General features: G+C 45.2%; 17 protein-coding genes and 3 pseudogenes. 4 read left to right on the forward strand and 16 right to left on the reverse strand.

The features are described from left to right. Positions 1-256: 256 nt before the first annotated feature. From rpsI to rlmB, 5 genes are all read right to left on the reverse strand, one after another. Positions 257-649 (reverse strand): 30S ribosomal protein S9, encoded by a 393-nt coding sequence (gene rpsI, locus ADH27_RS01480; protein ID WP_002893764.1) that lies wholly within the window; start codon positions 647-649, stop codon positions 257-259. A gap of 18 nt (positions 650-667) precedes the next feature. Then, positions 668-1,114, reverse strand: coding sequence for a 50S ribosomal protein L13 (gene rplM, locus ADH27_RS01485; RefSeq protein WP_002876943.1), 447 nt, complete (start codon positions 1,112-1,114; stop codon positions 668-670). 153 nt (positions 1,115-1,267) lie between these two features. Beyond that, positions 1,268-2,131 (reverse strand): DegV family protein, encoded by an 864-nt coding sequence (locus ADH27_RS01490; RefSeq protein WP_048715142.1) that lies wholly within the window; start codon positions 2,129-2,131, stop codon positions 1,268-1,270. Continuing rightward, the gene (locus ADH27_RS01495) at positions 2,128-2,643 is read right to left on the reverse strand and encodes an NYN domain-containing protein (protein WP_048715144.1); all 516 of its coding nucleotides are present in this window, start codon (positions 2,641-2,643) and stop codon (positions 2,128-2,130) included. The genes ADH27_RS01490 and ADH27_RS01495 overlap by 4 nt, the downstream gene beginning before the upstream one ends. Before the next feature lie 29 nt (positions 2,644-2,672). Then, positions 2,673-3,401, reverse strand: a complete 729-nt coding sequence (gene rlmB, locus ADH27_RS01500; RefSeq protein WP_048715200.1) for a 23S rRNA (guanosine(2251)-2'-O)-methyltransferase RlmB — start codon at positions 3,399-3,401, stop codon at positions 2,673-2,675. A 104-nt stretch (positions 3,402-3,505) separates the two neighbouring features. Between rlmB and ADH27_RS01505 the strand changes: the two genes are divergently transcribed. The 3 genes and pseudogenes from ADH27_RS01505 to ADH27_RS10540 all read left to right on the forward strand — a co-directional run bounded on the left by ADH27_RS01505 (position 3,506) and on the right by ADH27_RS10540 (position 7,889). Beyond that, on the forward strand, positions 3,506-4,471 hold the full coding sequence (locus tag ADH27_RS01505; protein ID WP_048715146.1) for an aromatic acid exporter family protein: 966 nt from the start codon (positions 3,506-3,508) through the stop codon (positions 4,469-4,471). Positions 4,472-4,628: 157 nt separating this feature from the next. After that, positions 4,629-7,673: pseudogene (locus tag ADH27_RS01510) on the forward strand (M14 family zinc carboxypeptidase); the annotation flags it as partial. Positions 7,674-7,745: 72 nt separating this feature from the next. Continuing rightward, positions 7,746-7,889 carry an LPXTG cell wall anchor domain-containing protein gene (locus ADH27_RS10540; protein ID WP_414717666.1) on the forward strand — a complete coding sequence of 48 codons (144 nt, stop codon included), beginning with the start codon at positions 7,746-7,748 and terminating at the stop codon, positions 7,887-7,889. A gap of 59 nt (positions 7,890-7,948) precedes the next feature. Here the strand turns inward: ADH27_RS10540 and ADH27_RS01515 are convergent, their stop codons facing one another. The 11 genes and pseudogenes from ADH27_RS01515 to ADH27_RS01560 form a co-directional block, all read right to left on the reverse strand. Further along, positions 7,949-9,616 (reverse strand): alpha-glucosidase, encoded by a 1,668-nt coding sequence (locus tag ADH27_RS01515; protein ID WP_048715150.1) that lies wholly within the window; start codon positions 9,614-9,616, stop codon positions 7,949-7,951. Between the two features lie 66 nt (positions 9,617-9,682). After that, positions 9,683-10,813, reverse strand: a complete 1,131-nt coding sequence (locus ADH27_RS01520; protein WP_048715153.1) for an ABC transporter ATP-binding protein — start codon at positions 10,811-10,813, stop codon at positions 9,683-9,685. 124 nt (positions 10,814-10,937) lie between these two features. Continuing rightward, entirely contained in the window at positions 10,938-11,798 is an 861-nt protein-coding gene (locus ADH27_RS01525) for a helix-turn-helix domain-containing protein (RefSeq protein ID WP_048715155.1), read from the reverse strand. Beyond that, positions 11,798-12,193 (reverse strand): Mini-ribonuclease 3, encoded by a 396-nt coding sequence (locus tag ADH27_RS01530; protein WP_048715157.1) that lies wholly within the window; start codon positions 12,191-12,193, stop codon positions 11,798-11,800. The genes ADH27_RS01525 and ADH27_RS01530 overlap by 1 nt, the downstream gene beginning before the upstream one ends. Next, positions 12,186-13,529: a cysteine--tRNA ligase gene (gene cysS / locus ADH27_RS01535; protein ID WP_048715159.1), complete on the reverse strand. Its 1,344-nt coding sequence runs from the start codon at positions 13,527-13,529 to the stop codon at positions 12,186-12,188. Before cysS ends, ADH27_RS01530 begins: the two co-directional genes overlap by 8 nt. A 17-nt stretch (positions 13,530-13,546) precedes the next feature. Then, positions 13,547-14,068, reverse strand: a complete 522-nt coding sequence (locus tag ADH27_RS01540) for a dihydrofolate reductase family protein (protein WP_000301981.1) — start codon at positions 14,066-14,068, stop codon at positions 13,547-13,549. 8 nt (positions 14,069-14,076) lie between these two features. Next, a pseudogene (locus tag ADH27_RS09820) lies at positions 14,077-14,241 on the reverse strand (phosphorylase); the annotation flags it as partial. Beyond that, positions 14,219-14,314, reverse strand: a pseudogene (locus ADH27_RS10525) (bacteriocin); the annotation flags it as partial. The pseudogenes ADH27_RS09820 and ADH27_RS10525, both read right to left, overlap by 23 nt. 30 nt (positions 14,315-14,344) lie before the next feature. After that, positions 14,345-14,962 (reverse strand): serine O-acetyltransferase, encoded by a 618-nt coding sequence (cysE, locus tag ADH27_RS01550; protein WP_048715162.1) that lies wholly within the window; start codon positions 14,960-14,962, stop codon positions 14,345-14,347. A gap of 24 nt (positions 14,963-14,986) precedes the next feature. Then, positions 14,987-17,215 carry a polyribonucleotide nucleotidyltransferase gene (pnp, locus tag ADH27_RS01555; protein WP_048715163.1) on the reverse strand — a complete coding sequence of 743 codons (2,229 nt, stop codon included), beginning with the start codon at positions 17,213-17,215 and terminating at the stop codon, positions 14,987-14,989. Positions 17,216-17,702: 487 nt separating this feature from the next. Continuing rightward, a complete protein-coding gene (locus ADH27_RS01560; protein ID WP_048715165.1) occupies positions 17,703-19,199 on the reverse strand; it encodes a hypothetical protein in 1,497 nt (498 codons plus the stop codon). A 174-nt stretch (positions 19,200-19,373) separates the two neighbouring features. On the opposite strand from ADH27_RS01560, the gene pepF reads away from it, so the two are divergent. Further along, positions 19,374-21,170: an oligoendopeptidase F gene (pepF, locus tag ADH27_RS01565; protein ID WP_048715167.1), complete on the forward strand. Its 1,797-nt coding sequence runs from the start codon at positions 19,374-19,376 to the stop codon at positions 21,168-21,170. Positions 21,171-21,187: the final 17 nt, after the last annotated feature.

Consider the following 21,187-nt stretch of genomic DNA (forward strand, 5'->3'; position numbering starts at 1 on the left):
GTATGTCCCTATTATACTATATTTAACTCTAGAAGTATTCATCCATCTAATTAATAAATATATCATATTTCACAATAAGTGAATACTATCAAAGATTCATCCCCTTTCACTTCATCATGTAGTGTTGCTTAGATTTATCAAAAACAACCAAATTTGTATTAATTTCAAGTATCACCTAGTTACAAAAATTTGGGGTGAACAGAAAAAGCATCCCGTATTTTTGATACGAAATGCTTTCAATAAGTTTAAATAAGTTTTAACGTTTACTAAATTGTGATGCTTTACGAGCTTTCTTAAGACCTGGTTTCTTACGCTCAACTTTACGTGAGTCACGTGTAAGAAGTCCTGCGCGTTTCAATGAATCGCGGAAGTCTGGGTCTACTTGAAGAAGGGCACGAGCGATACCGTGACGGATAGCTCCTGCTTGACCAGCGTAACCACCACCTACAACGTTAACGAAAACGTCGTATGAACCTGCAGTTGAAGTAACTGCGAATGGTTGGTTGATTACAAGACGAAGGTCAGCGTGTGGGATGTACTCTTCAACATCTTTTTTGTTAACAGTGATTTTACCAGTTCCTGGAACAAGGCGAACGCGTGCAACAGCGTTTTTACGACGTCCAGTACCTGCATATTGTGCTTGTGACATACTTTATTGTTCCTTTCCTTAGATAAGTCCTGAAATATCAAGAACTTCTGGTTGTTGTGCAGCGTGAGTGTGCTCAGCTCCAACGAATACTTTCAATTTCATACCTTGAGCGCGGCCAAGAGTATTGTGTGGAAGCATACCTTTAACTGATTTCTCAATCAAACGAACTGCATTTTTAGAACGAAGTTCACCAGCAGAGATTGATTTCAATCCACCTGGGTGGTTTGAGTGAGTGTAGTAGATCTTATCAGTTGCTTTTTTACCAGTCAATTTAACTTTTTCAGCATTGATAACGATTACGAAGTCACCTGTATCAGTGTGAGGTGTGAATGTTGGTTTGTTTTTTCCGCGAAGCACGCTTGCAACAACTGCTGAAAGGCGTCCAAGAGGTACATCAGTTGCGTCAACAACGTACCATTTGCGTTCTACTTGGCCTGGTTTAGCCATGAATGTAGTTTTGTTCATGATTTCTCCTATTATGAATATCGTTTTTGTTTACAGGGCGGATGTTCCGGTCCGCAAGTTATTTGAAAGGTTCCGGGGCCTTACAAATGGGGTAAACAATACCGCCTACTATTGTATCAAATTTTTAAGATAAAAGTCAACCAATTTAAAAAATTATTTGCGATTTTCTTTTCCTATAACAAAGCCGATGAGAGAATTAGGACCGACGTGAGCAGCAATGACGGGACCTAGTGGCATGATCAAGACTTGGGAGATAGCTGGATTCTCCAACAATTGATCCTTGAGCTCCTCTGCTCCTGCCAAATCATCTGTATAGGAAACCAAGGCTGTGCTGTGACCGATATCTTCCTGGATGAGGGTGAGCATTTCCCGCATAGCTTTTTTACGTCCACGTACCTTAGCGATTGGAGCTAACTTGCCTTCTTCATCAATCCAAAGAAGGGGTTTGATGTTGACCAAGCTTCCGACGATGGCTGAACTCTTAGAAAGGCGTCCCCCGCGCATAAGATGGTAGAGATCATCCACCAAGAAATAGGTCCGCAACTTTGGAGCCACTTCCATCAGTTCTTCCTTAACTTGATCCAAACTCTTGCCGGCATCACGCGCCTCAACTGCTAGCATAGACAAGTAGCCTTCTCCAATCCCTGCAGCTTTTGGATCGATGATTTCGATGACAGCTTCTGGGTAGTCTTCAAGGACCAAGTCTCTTGCCATGACCGCACTCTGGTAGGTCCCTGACAAAACTGAAGAAAAGGCGATATAGAGGAGATTTTCCTTGCGTTGAGCGTAGCCTTTGAAAATCTCTTGGAATTGCCCAACATTGACCTGACTGGTCGTTGGTTTAGCACCTTTTTGCATCTCTGCTAATAATTGGGGGCTGGTGAGTTTGTCTGGACCCACTGTCTCATAATGAGCCCCATCGATTTGGATTGACAAACCGACGATCTCTACATCATGCTCCTGTGCCCATCTTTCATCTAAATCTGCAGTTGAATCTGTTAAAATTTTAAAGGTCATTTACTTGCTCCCATCTCTTTTTGTAGTTGACGTAGGCCCTCTTGGTCAAAAGGCCGTATCGGTGGTTTTTGATCGTTGACGGCTCCTCGCGCCTGGTTCAAGTCGGCCTTGACAACGGCAACTCTCTTCTCCAGCTCCCGCGCCGAAACACGAAGTGCTCCTTGAGCAAAGACCGTCCATTGCTCATTCAAGTCACTCGTCGCGACTGATACTTGATGAAGGGGTGTATTGAGCTCTGCTGCCAGACGTTCAATGTAGTCATCGGCGGTCTCCTCCTCTGCTGTGAAGACCACTTGGACCTGAAATTCTTCATAGATCTGGCGAATCCCTGGCATGTATTGGGCATCAAAGACACAAATCACGCGAATGCCTTCAAAGCTGGCATAGTGGCTAAGCTTCTCTAGGAGGATCGTTCGTGCAGCATCGAGCTCACTTTTCTTAAAGAGCTGGCGGGTTTCCTGCCAGAAGGCAATCATGTTGTAGCCGTCCACTAACAAAATTTTTTCTTTCATGGATTGCCCCCTTCCTTTGATTTCTTCTATTATAATTTATTGCGAAAGACCTCATACATAAGGATCGCTGCTGCGACACTGGCATTCAAACTTTGGACATGCCCCTGCATAGGAATAGTAATCATTTCATCCACTTGCTTTTTAATATTGGCTGAAATGCCCTTGCCTTCGTTGCCAATAATGAGGGCTAGCTTCCCACTGGTATTCCATTTGTGAGAAGGCGTCCCATTCATATCGGTTCCGAAAATCCAGAAGCCTGCTTCTTTGAGCTTATCCAAGGTTTGGCTAAGGTTGGTCACCCGAGCAATAGGGACATGCTCCACTGCCCCAGTTGAGGTCTTAGCGACAACAGGGGTCACTCCAACAGCACGGTGCTTGGGAATGATGACTCCCGCTACTTGGGTCGCATCAGCTGTTCGCAGGATGGATCCCAAGTTATGCGGATCAGTCAAGCCATCCAAAATCAAGAGCAAGGGATTGTCTTGATCAGCTACCTGGGTCAAGATCTCAGTCAAGTCCGTATAGGCAAATTCCGAAACCCGCAAGACAAAACCTTGGTGGACAGCTCCTTCTGTCATTTCTTGCAAGGTTTTCTTAGGGGTCCAAGAAATGGAGACCTTTTTTTCCGCTGCTAGATCTTTGATTTTTTCTACATTTTTCCCACGCAAATCATCCTGAATATACAATTTATTTCCTGTATTTGCGACTAGTGCTTCTGTAACGGCATGAACGCCATAAACAATATCGTTTTTTTCCATGAAACTAGTATAACACAATTGCCATATCTGGTGAAACATTTGAAGTAGGCCACTTTGCTTGTGGTATAATGAAACTAGTTTAGAAAAAGGAAAGAACTAGCATTATGCCACTTATTCACCGAACCATCAAGATGGTTCTCGCCACCTGTTTGGCCATCTTGCTTGCAGAGTTTTTGGGTCTGTCCTACGCCACCTCTGCGGGGATCATTGCCATTCTCAGCATTAGCGATACCCGTCGAAGTACCGCCAAACTAGCCTATAATCGCTTCATGTCCATGCTTCTTGCTCTCCTCCTAGGAAGCTTAGCCTTTCAGATTCTCGGCTTCAATCTCTGGGCCCTTGGTTTTTATCTGGCCACCTATGTCCCCCTTGCTTTCCTACAAGGCTGGGAAATTGGTATCACGCCCAGCTCTGTCCTGGTTACCCATCTCCTGCTAGAAAAATCCACTTCCCTTTCTTTATTGGGAAATGAAGTAGCTATTTTCCTAATCGGAACCAGCTTTGCCCTTCTAGCCAATCTCTATATGCCTTCTCGACAGGAAGAAATTGATCGCTATCATGAAATTGTCGAGGAGCAACTCAAGAAGATTCTCTATCGCTTTGCAGAGTTTCTAGGAAAAGGAGACGGGAGCAACGATGCTAGCTTGATTCGTGAGCTAGATACCATCTTAAAAGAAGCTCTCGATTTAGTCTATTTAGACCACTCCAATCACCTCTTCCATCAGACCAACTACCATATCCACTATTTTGAGATGCGCAAGCGCCAAAATAATATACTGCGGGACATGGCCAACAACGTAAACAACTGTCAATTAGCCGCGAGCGAGAGTCTTATTTTGGCCCAACTCTTTGCTAAAACAGCCAGCCAGCTCAGTCAGGAAAATCCAGCCCAATTCCTACTTGACGAAATCAACCGCTATCTAGCAGTCTTCCGCGAGCGACCTCTCCCTCGATCTCGTCAAGAATTTGAAACCCGAGCGACCCTTCTGCAGCTCCTCCGTGATCTTGAAACCTTCATCTCCATCAAGGTGGAATTCTATCAAACCTACCAGAAGGAACTTCAAGCATAAACCCTTCTTTAGAGACTGGGAAGATTTCCCCAGCTCTTTTTCTTTGCCATCAATCTGTAACGAATTTTAAGAGAAAAACTTCCATATATATTGAAAGCGCTGTCATAAAGTGTTATGATAGAGGTGCATACATGCAAAGAACAAAGGAGGTCTCTTTATGCATTCTTCTTATAAGAAGCGTTTGTACACAAACGCACTCAGTCTTTCTACCGCTGTCCTTTTAGCCTTCCTCGCACAAGGCCAAGTTGCTGCGGACACTGTTGAGACAGCTAGTCCTGCCACACCTGTCGAAAACGTCCTCAAGCCAGAGGAGGCTAGTGCTAGTCCAGTTACTGGATCAGAAGTGGCAAGTCCTAGCTCAGCATCAGAAGTTACACCAAGCCCTGTGGAAGCAAGTCCTAGCTCAGCTAGTCCAGCTAGCGCAGAAGCAAGCTCGTCTACCGCTTCAGACACCGCTAGTCCTACGACCAAAGTAGAAAGCCCTGTAACAGAGCGAGCAGCAAACGCAGATCCTGCTATCAGCCTTAGTGACAGCCCTGTTTACATGTCTGAAAAGGGAACGCTAACAGATACCGTCAAGGATCAAGCTCAGGCTGCTGGCAAGATTAGCTGGACCTTGGACGACAAACCACTGGAAGAATGGAAAACTTGGGATATGGAGACAGGAACTCTTTCCAAAGATCCCTTCATCACAGTTGAAGAGAACAAAAACGGAAACGATTTGGATCTGACCTTTACTGTCAAGGAACTCTTTGGCGAAGATTTAAGCCTTCGGAGCCCTAATAATATCCGTCGGACCTATCGGAACTATATTGGCGAGCATACTTTAGTCGGAACTAGTTCAGATCTTGGGCTGACTATTCGCAAGAATCTAACCTTCCGTCCATATAAAGATTTCCATACCCACGAGGAAATGCTAGCTTCCATTGAGCAGACAAAGGCAGAAGCCAAAACGGACCGTCTAGTTCAGCTTGAAACCCTTGGTAAGAGCGCCCAAGGCCGTGATATGAAGATGGGAATTGTGAGTAAGGACCAAGCAAGTATTGACCACTACCTCTCATCTACCAATCCAACAGCTCTCACAAAACCAAGCGAGATGTTGGCAGCTCTGAAGGACAAGACCTTGGATTACAAACTGCCTGTCCTGGTTCATAATACGCATGCGGATGAACAACCTGGGATTGACATCATCACTGGTCTCTTCCATACCTTCGCCACAGAAAACCAAGTCACTTTTAAAACGACAGATGAAGCTGGTAACGTCAAGAATGTAACTCTGGACATCCCAACCTTGCTCAATAAATTCATCTTCTTGTTTGACTTCACGGAAAACCCTGACGGGGATGCTCTTAACCTACGTGCCTTAGCCAATGGACTGGATCCAAACCGGGATGCTAGTTACCAAACAAACCCAGAAGTGCGTACCGTCATCCAAATGATCAACAAGTGGAATCCGATCGCTCTCTATGATATCCATGGATTTGTCAAAGAATTCTTGATCGAGCCTGCAACGCCTCCACATGATCCAAACTTTGAATACGACCTTATGTCCAACCTCATGCTGGAAAATGCCCATCATATGGGCCGTGCAGGGGTTGCCAACTCCAAATACGACAGCTACATCATTCCAAAACTGGATTGGGGTGATGGCTGGGATGATTCCTTCTCTGGTTATACAGGTGTCTATGCCGTTTACCATGGCATCTTGGGCCACACCATCGAAATTCCAGAATCCAACCAAGAATCCTATTATGCTGGACGCAATGCTGTCCTTGGCGGAATTGATTTCCTCAGCCAAAACCCAGACAAGCTTCTTGAAATGCGCCTCAACTTCTACTTACGTGGCCTCAACAAGATCGAAGATCCAAAAGCAGAGAACGAACTAGTGGGACCAACTGGTGAAGTTGTCGGTCGTGTGAAGAATGGTCGTCCGAAATTCTTCCCTGACTACTATGTTATCCCAATGGGATTGGACAAGGACAATGATGCGCAAGAAGCCTTCAATATGATTGACTACTTCAAACGCAACGGTGTCCTCGTCAAAGAACTCAAAGAAGATACAGGCACCTACAAAAAAGGAGACTTAGTCATTGACATGGCTCAAGCTAAACGGGGCTATGCCAACCATATCCTCTATAAAGGGTCTAATGAATCCGCCTGGGCAGCCATGTATGCGGAACTTCTCGTTAACTTCCCTGATATGAAAGGCTTCAAGGCAGAACCTGTGTTCAATGACGGCCTCTTTGCTGGAAAACTTGGAGAAGTCACCACCACTCGCGCGACTAGAACCTCTGAGATTGATCCGAAAGCGCCTTACTACGTCATTGCCAATACCTCGGCTAGCGCTGTTCAAGCCGTGAACAAGGCGATTTCCCAAGGTAAATCTGTCTACCTAACAGATGATGGCTACATCGTTGATCGCGATACCTTTGCATCACTCCTTCCAAACTACGCTATCTATGGCGAAGCCCTCTACAAGGTACCAAACGGTCCAACCTTGAAACCATTGAAAATCTATTCTCCAAACTATCACTACGATTGGACCGGCGTAGATGCGCCTGCTCATACTAGTTTGGTCCTTGAAAAATTAGGTTTCCAAATCGTCGATACTCCTGACGAAGCAGATGTCATTGTGCTTGAAAACAACCGCTTTGACGCCTCCATCTTCGGCAAGAAACCAACTCTCGTCATCGGAGGGGAAGCCATGCAGAAACTGGAAAAATTGGGAGTTCTTACAGGTTTTGATGCTGAAAAACTTAAAGGTGGCAGTGACTACGAGGGCTTGATGAAGGCCATCATTGATGACCAAGATCCACTGACCAGCGGTTACAAGAAGAACGCCCTCTTCTACTCCAACTCAGGAAACTGGATTGAAAAAGTTCCAAGCAACTTCAAGACCTTGATGAGCATCGCTTCAAGCGACTACTACATTGCTGGCTGGTGGCCAAAAAATGAAGTCCTAGCCAACAAAGTCATGGCCATCTCTGGAGAACTGATGGGACAACCTCTCTTTGTCTATGCAGGAAATCCAACCAACCGTCAACACCCTGTCCACTTCTTCCGCTGGGTAACCAATGCGATCTTTGGCAGCAAGTTAGCAAGCTTGATGGATTACGTACCAGCCAAAGAACCAGATCAGGTGGTGGTTCCAATTCATAACCAAACAACCACTCCACAGCCAATCTTGGCTAAGAAGGACACTCCTAAAGTGCTCCTTCCACAAAAAGAAACCGCAGCTGAAACTGAAGAAAGCGTGCAAACCTTGAGCTACCAAGTGGGACAAAGATTCCTAGAAAATCCAGACAAGGCGCAATTGCCACAAACTGGAGAAGACACAACCGCACACTTCATTCTTTCAAGCTTCTTGCTAGCCGTTAGCGGCGGCTTCCTCCTCTTGAAAAAGAAAGAAGTTGAGTAAGTTCCAGGTTTAGACTTGGATGACATGAAAAGAACCTTCGCGTCTGCGAAGGTTCTTTTCTATTCTGCCAATTCCAACACAACCGTTTGGTAAGGGGCCAATTCGAGCACTTGGTCTCCTTCTTGGAATAATCCTGCAGTGTTATTTAAAATGACGGTTTTAATCGGAGCTGGCAACTCCAAGGTGGCCTGGCGATTTTGGAAATTGCTGATCACCAAGAGGCGCTTGTCCCCACGGCGTTCAAAGGCGATGATGTTTTCACGGTCCCGATAAGCCGGGATCATATCTCCAAACCGAATGGTATTTCCATAGAGGGGATGGCGGTACAAGGCGGTCAGTTGGCGATAATAATTCAAGATAGAATTGGGATCCTTTTCCTGGTCTTCCACATTAATAGAATGGTCTGGTTTGGGACTGATCAACCAGGCTGGTCCATCGCTAAAGCCCAGACCTGGCTCTGCTGACCATTGCATGGGCGTCCGCGCATTGTCCCGGCTGTATTTGGCAATCGCTGCTAATGCTTCTTCCTCGCTCAAACCAGCTTCTTTCGCAACGTGGTAGCCATTGATGGTCGCGATATCATCAAAGTCCTCCACTGATTCAAAGACTTGGTTTTCCATCCCAATTTCTTGGCCTTGGTAGATAAAAGGAATTCCCTTACGCAAAACCTGAATGGTTCCCAGAGCTTTTTTACTGGTATCGTTTACTGGACCTTCTGCGATATAGTGGGACACGCCACGAGGTTCGTCGTGGTTTTCAATGATGGTCGAGAGAACTCCAATACTATCTGCACGCTCATGGGCTTGGAAAATACTTTCCTTGAGTTCATCTGCTGTCGGAAGACTATGATCAAACCAGCCTTTTCCTTCCTGACCCAGCATGGTTTGTTTGAAGTCAAAGATGGAAGAGAAGACACCATCTTTTCCAATAAAGAAGTGCAACTCTTCATCGGTTTCATTGAAAACTTCCCCTACAGTGAAGGCATTGTACTTGGCAAAAGTATGCTCTTTTAACTCTTGCAAGAAAGGTTCAATCGGTTGGGCATTGACCAGAGACTCCGGTACTGGGACCAGACCATTGTCACGATCGGACGGAAGCGAACGCCATTCTAAATCTTTTTTAATGTTGATAATAGCGTCAATCCGGAAGCCCGCGATTCCCTTGTCCAACCACCAGTTGATCATGGTGTAAATTTCTTCGCGCAAGACAGGATTTTGCCAATTGAGGTCTGGCTGATCCTTGTGGAAAGAATGGAGATAGTATTTGTTGGTGCCAGGAACCGGTTCCCAGACACTACCTCCAAAGTAACTTTCCCAGTTGTTGGGTTCCTTGTCGCTTTCGATGAAGTAAAAGTAGTCTGCATAAGGGCCATCTGGATCCGCTAAAGCTTTTTGGAACCACTCATGATGACTGGAGCAATGATTGACCACCAAGTCCATAATGATGGAAATGCCTCGCTTCTTGCCTTCCGCAATCAACTCTTCCATATCTTCCATGGTCCCAAAAAGGGGATCAATGGCATAATAGTCAGAAATATCATAGCCCTGGTCAATAAAAGGACTCTTGTAAACAGGGGAGAGCCAGAGAATATCAATCCCTAAGTCTTGAAGGTAATCGAGTTTCTCCGTGATGCCTTTCAAATCCCCAACACCATCTCCATTGCTGTCTTTGAAGCTTTTTGGGTAGATCTGATAAGCGACCTTCCCCTTCCACCAGTCTTTTTCCATGTTTTGTCTCCTTAAAATGAAAGAGACCGAGACAAATCGTCTCAGTCTCTATAGTGTCAGTATTGATTAGTATACTGTTTTTTCAGTTTCTTTGTCGAAGAAGTGAGCTTTGTTCAAGTCAAATCCAAGTTCGATGGTTTCACCAGTTCCAAGATAGTCACGCGCATCCACTTTTGCGATGAATTCGTTGTCACCAACTTGGCAGTACAAGTGAGATTCTGAACCGAGCAACTCAGATACAGAGATGGTTGCTTTCACGACTGATTCTGGGAAAGTTTCAAGGAAAGCAGCTTCTGTATTCACGTCTTCTGGACGGATACCAAAGATCAATTCTTTACCATCATAGCCTTTTTCTTTCAAGACTTTCAAAGCACCTTCTGGAACTTTCAAATTCAAGCCGTTAGTAACGATGTGGCCACCTTCCAACTTCACGTTAATGAAGTTCATGGCAGGACTTCCGATGAATCCAGCTACGAATTTGTTAACAGGGTTCTTGTACACTTCTTGCGGAGAACCAATTTGTTCCACACGTCCAATTGTACCAGTACCAGCTGGGTTTTTAGTCGCAGACATGATAACGATACGGTCAGCCAATGTCATCGCTTCTGTTTGGTCGTGAGTTACGTAGATGGTTGTAGCTCCGATACGGCGGTGGATTTTCGCGATTTCAGCACGCATGGATACACGAAGTTTCGCATCCAAGTTTGACAATGGTTCGTCCATCAAGAACACTTTTGCATCACGGACAATGGCACGTCCCATAGCCACACGTTGACGTTGACCACCAGAAAGGTCAGCTGGTTTACGATCCAAGAATTCTTTCAAGCCAAGGATTTCAGCTGCTTCTTGTACACGTTTGTCGATATCTTCCTTGCTGTATTTACGCAATTTCAAACCAAATGCCATGTTATCGTACACAGTCATGTGTGGGTAAAGAGCGTAGTTTTGGAATACCATGGCGATGTCACGGTCTTTAGGTGCTACGTTATTTACAACAGTACCATCGATGGAACATTCACCTTCTGTGATATCTTCAAGACCAGCGATCATACGAAGAGTTGTTGATTTACCACATCCTGAAGGACCTACGAAAACGATAAACTCTTTGTCTTTGATGTCCAAGTTGAAATCTTCAACTGAATAGTGTTCGCTGTTTGGATATTTTTTGTAAATATTTTTAAGATTTAATTCTACCATGATGGTACTCCTTTGATTTTTATAGTTCTATTGTAAATGAAAACGCTTTACAAAGCTATGGCAACTCTCACAAAAAAGAAAAAGAGTTTTGTGCAAGTTGCACAAAACTCTGGATTCATTTCATTTAAATAACATCCTGTAGAACCAAATGGTAACAAAGGGCTAGATCAGTCAGATTTTTTAACTGGAGACCCGTTAGCTCTTCCCATTTGTCAATCTTGTATTGAAGGGAATTGCGATGGAGATAAAGTTGCTGGGCCGCCTTGGTTACAACTGCCCCGTTGTCCCAGAGGGCAACAATGATATCCTGCAACTGGTCTTGACTCCCAATCAACTGATGCAAGCGTTCTTTGATAGGATGGAGATCCAAATCTGCCTGCTCGATTCCCCACAGGTAGAGTTGAGAAAAGCGGTAAACACCTTGATGGCCTTCTCGGATCCAAGATCGAAAGGCTGCCCGTTCTGCTCGGATGACCGGAGATACTTTCCCAGCTTTTGACTCGGTCCATACCTGCCCGACCATGATGGATAAGCGAATATTAAAATCATACTCCATGGCAGAGACGGTATCTTTTAAGATATCAGCCACAGTCAGCGACTGCTCTTGATCTAGAATGAGTACATAGTCCTGTCCACTCAGTTGCAAGACTGCCCGAAAGTTGGGCAAAAGCGTCTGCATCATCTCTAACCAGGAAGCTGTCCCTTCCGCTGTCGAGTGCGAGAGGTGGCAATAGACGAGTTGCATTTTTTTGATGACTTGAGGGGCTTCTCCCTTTCCATCGATCAGGTATTGGTACCAAGGGTTGGGGGCAAAATCTTCCTCACTGCCCAACCAGGAAATCAATTGTTTCTCTCTCTCGGTCAGCTCTTCTTCCTTCAGTAGCAACCATTGCTGGGCCTGCAGGGGAATGGCTACATAACCAACTGGTGGATTGGGGTGATCCGTCACCTCGGCCTGAGGGAACCACTCTCTGATATTTTTCACTATTTTGTTCCTTCTTCCACTTTTTGGATACACCAAGCTACCAATTCCTCTAAGCGACTGATTTCATCTGTCAGATGCAGGTAACCCATGACCGCTTCAAAACCTGTCGACATGCGATAGGTCACAACATCCGCATTTTTGGCCTTGGTATGGCTATTGGTATTGCGACCACGCTTATAGATCTCGACTTCTTTCTCTGTCAAAAGCTCTTCTTCCAACATCATCGCAATCAGACTAGCCTGGGCCTTGGCAGAGACGTAGCGGGTTGCAGCTTGGTGAAGTTTATTGGGCTTGGTCATCCCTTGAAAAATCAGGTGCTTGCGAATATACATGGAATAGACCGCATCTCCCTCAAAGGCCAGGGCGATCCCATTGATTAGATTGACATCAATCACGTGTCCACCTTACACCTTCTTTTGTATCCAAGAGCTTGATTCCTTGCGCAGCCAATTCATCGCGAATCGCATCTGCTCGCGCAAAATCTTTATTAGACCGCGCTTCTTGACGCTCCGCGATCAAGGCTTCAATATCTGCATCCAAGACTTCCTCGACAAAGACCACTCCAAAGACTTCTAGCATCTTGGTCAAGGCATCCTTAACGTCTTGGTTGTAGTGACCTGAATTGATCCATTTGGCCAATTCAAAGACGACGGTGATTCCGTTTGCCGCATTGATATCTTCATCCATCACCGCGATAAACTTGTCCACAAAGCCTTGCAAGTCTGCTGGATCCACTTCTCCTGTGAACGGTTGCTCATAGGTATTTTTCAAATACTTGAGGTTGGTCTCCGCATCGCGCACCGCTTTTTCTGTGAAGTTAATGGGCTTGCGGTAGTGCTGGGTCGCAAAGAAGAAGCGAAGGACTTGGCCGTCGATGGTCTTCAATGCATCATGCACAGTAATGAAGTTACCTAAGGACTTGGACATCTTGACATTGTCGATATTGACAAAGCCATTGTGCATCCAGTAGTTGGCAAAAGTTTTGCCTGTTTTGGCTTCAGACTGGGCAATTTCATTGGTATGGTGTGGAAACTCAAGATCGGCTCCACCACCGTGGATATCAATAGTATCCCCTAAAATTCCCGTTGACATGACCGAACACTCGATGTGCCAACCCGGACGACCAGGACCCCAAGGACTGTCCCAAGAAACTTCACCCGGCTTCGCAGCTTTCCAAAGGGCAAAGTCGACTGGATTTTCCTTGCGAGCCGTTTCTTCATCTGTCCGACCAGAAGCGCCTAGCTCCAAGTCTTCCAGGGTTTTATTAGCTAACTTAGCATAGTTGTGGGATTTTTCCACACGGAAATAGACATCGCCTTGGCTCTCGTAGGCATAGCCTTTTTCGATCAAATCAGCGACAAAACGGATGATGTCATCCATAAACTCGACCACACGAGGGTGGCGGGTTGCAGGTTTGACCCCGAGAGCCGTCACATCCTCACGAAAGGCCGTAATGTACTTGTCTGCCACTTCCTGTGGCGTAATGCCTTCCTCTTTGGCACGGTTGATAATCTTATCATCCACATCTGTAAAGTTGGAAATATAGTTAACCTCGTAGCCACGATACTCAAAATAGCGACGAATCGTGTCAAAGGCTACCGTTGAACGAGCATTCCCTACGTGGATATAGTTGTAAACTGTTGGCCCACAAACATACATGCGGACCTTTCCTTCTTCGATTGGGACAAATTCTCGCAAATCACGAGACATGGTGTCATAAATTTTAATCATGCGGTCCACTCCCTTCTCTATTTCTGACTTTTTCGGCTGAAAACCAGCTCTGCAAAAGGGCCAAATTGTCTGAGGCTATCCAGTTGGTAAAAGCGCTGCCCTTCCTCTTGGGTAAAGAGGGGAACCCCCTTTCCTAGGATAAGGGGCGCTATCTGAATAATGAGGTGGTCGAAAAGATCCGCATCCAAGAGCGGTCCTACCAAGGAATTACCACCTATCACAAAGACATTTTTGCCTTTGTCAATCTGGCGAACAAAGTCCACCACATCCCCAGCTACTGGCTGGTAATTGCTGACAGGCAGGTGCCTATCATGCGTAAAGACATAGTTTTCCGTAGCTTGATAAAAACTTTCTACATCTTGCAAATCTTGGATTTCCTCAAAGGTGCGCTTGCCCATGATGGTGATATCCATTTGCCTGTAAAAGTCATCATAGCCTGTATCCTCTACAGAACCAAGCTGATGCAGCCAGTCTATCCTGTGCTGGCTGTCTGCCAAGTAGCCATCCATGGTGATACAGCCGTAAAAATATACTGCCATTCTTGTAGTTACCTTTCTAGTTCCTTCGCTATTGTCAAAGCGATAGTGAAAAAAGTCATGGCATCAGCTGTCCGCTCTTCATGGCGGGTATCCCAGGTTCGGTTATGATGATCTACATAGTCAGCTGTGTAGAAGAACTGATAGACTTTACTCTTGCGAAATTGACTCCAAGCCTTCTTTCAGTTCAAGGACTGCCTGGTTCAAAATAGCATCTGATAAATCTGACAGGTCGGTTCCTCCTGTCATATTTCACTTCGATAACTTTGCCAACCTTTTCTAAAGACTTGATGAATGGTGACTGGCTTCCTTGGCGTGTTCCATCTTATTCACGTAGTATTCACGCTTTTCTTCCTCCTGGTGAATGATTGGCTCATCCTTCTTACCGTGAACACGAACAATCTTGGCAGGGACTCCGACAACAGTCACATCACTCGGTACATCGGAGACGACGACGGCTCCTGCCCCGACTTTGGCCTTGGTCCCAATCTCAATCGGGCCGATGACCTGAGCATGAGCGGAGACCAAAGCTCCCTCACGAACCGTTGGATGGCGCTTCCCTGTATCCTTTCCAGTTCCACCGAGCGTCACCCCGTGGTAAAGCATAACGCCTTTTTCAACAATAGCTGTTTCCCCAATAACGAGGCCTGCTCCATGGTCGATAAAGACACCCGAAGCAATGGTCGCACCTGGATGGATTTCGATCTGGGTCCAAAAACGCCAGAACTGACTATGCATCCGAGCTAGAAGCTTAAAGCCATGATTCCACAAAAAGTGAGAAACACGGTGAGCAGCTAACGCTTTGACGCCTGGATAGGTCAAGAGGACCTCTAGCGAGGTACGTGCTGCTGGGTCATTTTCTTTTACAATATCAATGGTTTCACGCCACCATCCCATACCGTGCTCCTTTCTTTTAAATGCTTATTCTTTCGTTGCTTCACCTGGATCTTTGGTAAAGTCTTTTCTAGGTTTATAATCTTTGTTGTGGTGACGAGGACGATCGCCATGACGATGACCCTTATCCCCTTTGTCTTCTGCATGTTCTGGTTTTGGAGGACGAGGAAGAAGTGCTTTCATAGAAGCATCGACACGACCTTTTTCATCGATCTTGATAATCTTGACATCCACTTCATCACCGATGGCTACCAAGTCTTCGACACGGTTGGTACGAGTCCAAGCCATTTCAGAGATGTGTACGAGGGCATCTGTCTTGTCAAAGAGGTTGACAAAGGCACCGAATTTCTCGATACGCACAACTTTAGCATGGTAGACTTCGTCCACTTTCGCTTCACGAACCAAACCAGCAATGATTTCTTTAGCGCGGTTAATGGCTGCTTGGTCGCTCGAGTAGATCGATACGTTCCCTTCTTCGTCAATATCAATCTTAACGCCTGTTTCAGCGATGATCTTATCAATCGTTTCTCCACCCTTACCGATGACAATCTTAATCTTGTCCACATCAATCTTGATCGTATCAATTTTCGGAGCAGTTGGAGCCAATTCTGGACGAACTTCTGGAATGGTTGCTTCAATCACATCAAGGATTTCAAAACGAGCTTTCTTGGCTTGAGCAAGAGCCTCAGTCAAGATTTCTGCAGTGATCCCTTGGATCTTGATATCCATCTGAAGGGCTGTAATCCCGTCACGCGTACCTGCAACCTTAAAGTCCATATCTCCAAAGTGGTCTTCCAAACCTTGGATATCTGTCAATACTGTGTAGTTGTTTCCATCTGAGATGAGACCCATGGCAATACCTGCTACTGGCGCCTTGATTGGCACACCACCAGCCATAAGGGCAAGTGTTCCCGCACAGATAGATGCTTGAGAAGATGAACCATTTGATTCCAAGACTTCTGCTACCAAACGAATCGCATATGGGAATTCTTCTAAGCTTGGCAATACTTGAGCAAGAGCACGCTCACCGAGAGCACCGTGACCAATTTCACGACGACCAGGCGCACCGTAACGACCTGTTTCCCCTACAGAATATTGTGGGAAGTTGTAGTGGTGCATAAAGCGTTTCTTGTACTCTGGATCCAAACCATCGATGATTTGCGTTTCACCCATTGGTGCCAAGGTCAAGACAGAAAGGGCTTGCGTTTGTCCACGAGTGAAGAGACCTGAACCGTGTACGCGAGGAAGGTAGTCCACTTGCGCATCCAAAGGACGGATTTCATCGACCTTACGACCGTCAGGACGAACCTTGTCTTCTGTGATCAAACGGCGCACTTCTGCGTGTTCCATTTGTTCCAAGATTTCAGCCACATCCCGCATGATCCGGTCGAATTCTTCGTGGTCTGCATATTTTTCTTCGTAAACTGCTGTGACTTGGTCTTTCACTGCTTGAGTTGCAGCTTCACGCGCCAATTTTTCTTCAACTTGGACAGCTTTTTGAAGGTCGCTGTTGTAGGCTGCGATGATTTCAGCTTGCAATTCAGCATCTACATGAAGCAATTCTACTTCTGCTTTTTCCTTACCAACTGCCGCTACGATTTCTTCTTGGAAGGCAATCAATTCTTTAACGGCTTCGTGTCCTTTAAGAAGGGCTTCCAACATGATTTCTTCTGACAATTCTTTGGCACCAGACTCTACCATGTTGATAGCGTGCTTCGTACCAGCTACTGTCAATTCAAGAAGAGAGCGCTCAGCTTGTTCTTGAGTAGGGTTGATGATGATTTGACCATCAACATAACCTACTTGTACCCCAGCGATTGGTCCGTCAAATGGAATATCTGAGATAGAAAGTGCCAAGGATGAACCAAACATGGCTGCCATTGGTGCAGATGCATTTTCATCGTAAGAAAGGACTGTGTTGATGACTTGCACTTCATTACGGAAACCTTCCGCAAACATTGGACGGATTGGACGGTCAATCAAACGCGCTGTCAAAGTCGCATCTGTTGAAGGACGTCCTTCCCGTTTCATAAAGCCACCAGGAAACTTCCCAGCTGCATACATTTTTTCTTCGTAGTTGACTTGAAGTGGGAAGAAATCCCCAGTTGCCATCTTCTTAGACATGACAGCTGCCGTCAAGACAGTTGACTCACCATAACGCACGACAACAGAGCCATTTGCTTGCTTGGCAACCTGACCAGTCTCTACAATCAATTCACGACCCGCAAAAGTCGTTTGAAACACTTGTTTTGTCATTTTAATCCCCTTTGGATTGATAAAATTATACGACTTGCCTACAAAGATCAAGATACTAAGGACGTCAAAAGCAAAGTAAAATAGGAAACTGACGAAGTCTTCGATGAAGACAAGACAGTTTATCTTTTTTACACAGCTTTTCGGCCGTGTTCAATTAATCAAGATATTTTGGACGGTTCGGCTTGCCGAACATTTCTGTAGAAAAATAGAAAGGTGACGTCGCACTCGATGAGTGCTAGGAAGCTTATCTTTTTTCCTAAGAAATGAGGCCAAAATTCAGTTCATCAGGATACCGAGGCCACACAACTCAACGAGATAGAGATTTCAACAACCTATCTGTATGTTATATCCTCATCTTTGTATCCAAGCACGTATAACCTTTATTTTACCATATTCAAGCCCAAAAGAAAAAGGCTTTAAAAGCCTTTTTCGAGGAATATTTGATTTCCACTTATTTTAAAATTCTAGAGCTAGATATAGCTACCGTCTATTTTCCATTCCACACATTTTCTTTACTAACGACATAGAATCGCGTTTTGTGTTCTCCACCTGAATAGTCTTTCTTGCTCCGCTTCAACACATAGCGCTCAAAAGGTTGAGAAGAGGTCTTAACTCTAGTTGTCACTGTAACTGTATCATTCTCAACGACCCACTCATCTGCTGAAGGAATAACAACCTCTGGGCCAGCACCTCCACGTCCACCTGGAACGAATTCAAAAAACTTCTTATCTTTCGAAGAGTATATCCATCCTTGTTTTCTTTCTTTCGCAAGTTGAATTAATTGATCTGTAGTCATAGATTGAATGGATTCTGATGTTTCTTGAGCTTCCAATTTTTTAATGACATCTGCAAGTTGATAGGTACCTGGAGTATAAGTATTGAAATAATCTAAAAACATGCCTTCTGTATAAGAATAGATACCGCTATGATCATTTGATAAATCTAATATAAAGGTTGGTTTGACCAATCTAGAATACATTAAAGAATAGCCATTCTCTACTACCGAGTGGATATCCTCTTGATCTTCCGCACTCAATCCTTTAACAGTAGATGCATTTCCCCCTTCCACTCTCGTCGTAAATTCAAGCGCGATCCAGCCTTGGCCAGATTGGAGCTTGCCCCAGGTATAACCGTCAGCTGACACCCTCTCAGTTATCGTGTAAACACCTTGCGGGATCATTCCAACTTCTTCCCCCTTGATCGATGCTTCTTTACGAATTCGAAGATCTGAAACTGCTACACGGACTTGGAAACTACTTGTTTGCTGCTCTGAGGTACTTGCTTGGCTGGTCGCCTTCTTTCCGGTCTCTAGTTCTTTCCATCCAAATTTTGCTTGATCCAATTCTTTTGCTGTAATCCCTAAGGCTTTTTCTGGCTTCTGACCGTCCCCATTTTTAATTTGGATCTTATTGACAGTCTCCAGCTTTCCTTTTTGGAACTTGTAATGGATCAAATCTACATCTGGTTGAAGAGACGAAAAGCTAGCATAGATGACCGAGCCATCCTCAAAAATTTGAAGACTTGAACGAGAGCCACCAGAGGAAGCCACAAAAGCTGTATGCAACAATTCTGGTTGCTGGCCTTTCAGATAGTAGATTGCTGAGACTGTTTGGCCATTCCCAATCAAGAGTTCGTCCCGCCCATCCTTATCCAAATCTGTATAAAAATAGGAAAGGTTAGGTTTACTACCCAGAGTTTGAAGATACATGGCATAGACATACTCATCCGATTGAGGATCTATTTCTTTTAGTTTAGTCTCTAGACCAGCACTATCACCTGCTTCGATAGCCCTAGAGTAAGCCTGATAACGTTCAAGCACTGTTTGATAGTACTCATGCCCAGACGATGCTTTCTTGGAACTTTTTCCATCTGTTACTTCACTCTGAGCTGTAGAAGGTTGCGTCCGAGGACGTCGCTTAGGTCCACATGCCACCAAGGTTAGCAAGGTCATCGCCACCAAGCTAACTTTATAGATTTTCTTCATCGTATACTCCCTGAAACTTTCTCCACTTTATTATACCAAAAGAAGGTAAAAAAGCTAGAAAATCCTTGGCTTCTGATTGGATCCAGCTAGCTTTGATAAGTTCTCCTTTCGCCTATCATTCTCCCCTATTTTCTGCTATACTGAATATAGTTATTTGATCAAAAGGAGAACACTATGGAATTAAAAAAACGTTCTGAATTTCCTGAGAACGAACTCTGGGACCTCACAGCCCTCTACCAAGACCAGGAAGACTTCTTGCGTGCCATTGAAAAAACACGCGAAGAAATCAATGAATTTGTCCGCAACTACAAGGGCAAGCTCCACACTTTTGAAGACTTCGAAGCCGCCTTTGCGGTCTTTGAACAAATTCAGATCCAACTCAGTCACATTGGCAACTACAGCTTTATGCCCCAAACAACTGACTTTGGCGATGAAGCTTTTGCGGAAATTGCCCAAGCGGGGATGGATTTCGAAACTTGGGCGAGCGTCGAACTCTCTTTCTTTGATGACGCTTTGGTCGAAGCAGATGAAGAAGTCCTCGAACGCCTGGGACAACTCCCTCACCTCACTTATGCCATTCGTCAAGCTAAAATCAAAAAAGCCCACTACTTGGGAGCTGATGTCGAAAAAACTTTGACCAACCTTGGTGAAGTCTTCTACGGACCACAAGACATCTATACCAAGATGCGGGCGGGTGACTTTGAAATGGCTGATTTTGAAGTGGATGGAAAAGTCTACAAAAATAGCTTTGTCACCTATGAAAACTTCTACCAAAACCATGAGAATGCCGAAGTCCGTGAAAAAGCTTTTCATTCCTTCTCAGAAGGTCTCCGCAAGCACCAAAATACAGCTGCTGCTACCTATCTAGCCCAAGTTAAGTCTGAAAAGCTGATTGCAGATATGCGAGGCTACGACTCTGTCTTTGACTATCTCCTAGCTGAGCAGGAAGTGGATCGTGCCATGTTTGACCGTCAAATTGACCTGATCATGAAGGACTTTGCTCCGGTCGCTCAAAAATTCCTCAAACACGTGGCCAAGGTCAACGGTCTTGAGAAAATGACCTTCGCTGATTGGAAGTTGGATTTGGACAGTGCGCTCAACCCAGATGTGACCATTGATGACGCTTATGACTTGGTCATGAAATCTGTGGCACCTCTTGGAGAAGAATATTCCCGCGAAATCGCCCGCTACCAAACCGAACGCTGGGTTGACTTTGCAGCCAATGAAGGCAAGGATTCCGGTGGTTATGCTGCTGACCCATACCGTGTCCACCCTTATGTCCTCATGAGTTGGACAGGACGCATGAGCGATGTCTACACCCTGATCCACGAGATCGGACACTCTGGTCAATTCATCTTCTCAGACAACAACCAAAGCTACTTCAACGCCCACATGTCGACCTACTATGTGGAAGCTCCTTCTACCTTTAACGAGCTCCTCCTCAGCGACTATTTGGAACACCAGTTTGACGATCCTCGTCAAAAACGCTTTGCCTTGGCTCACCGTTTGACAGACACCTACTTCCACAACTTCATCACCCACTTGTTGGAAGCAGCCTTCCAACGCAAGGTTTACACCTTAATCGAAGAAGGTGGCACATTCGGAGCTAGCAAACTCAATAGCATCATGAAGGAAGTCCTAACCGAATTCTGGGGCGACGCTGTTGAAATCGATGATGACGCAGCTTTGACCTGGATGCGCCAAAGCCACTACTACATGGGGCTTTACAGCTATACCTACTCAGCTGGCTTGGTTATCTCAACAGCGGGATACCTGCATTTGAAGAACTCCGAAAATGGAGCCAAAGATTGGCTGGACCTCCTCAAATCAGGCGGTAGCAAGACCCCACTTGAATCAGCTATGATTATCGGAGCAGATATCTCGACTGACAAACCACTCCGCGATACCATCCAATTCTTGTCTGATACGGTTGATCAGATTATTGCTTACAGTGAAGAATTGGGAGAATAAGACTCAAAAAAAGCTAA

The organism is Streptococcus sp. 343_SSPC, assembly GCF_001072385.1.
In the GTDB taxonomy this organism is placed as follows: Bacteria; Bacillota; Bacilli; order Lactobacillales; family Streptococcaceae; genus Streptococcus.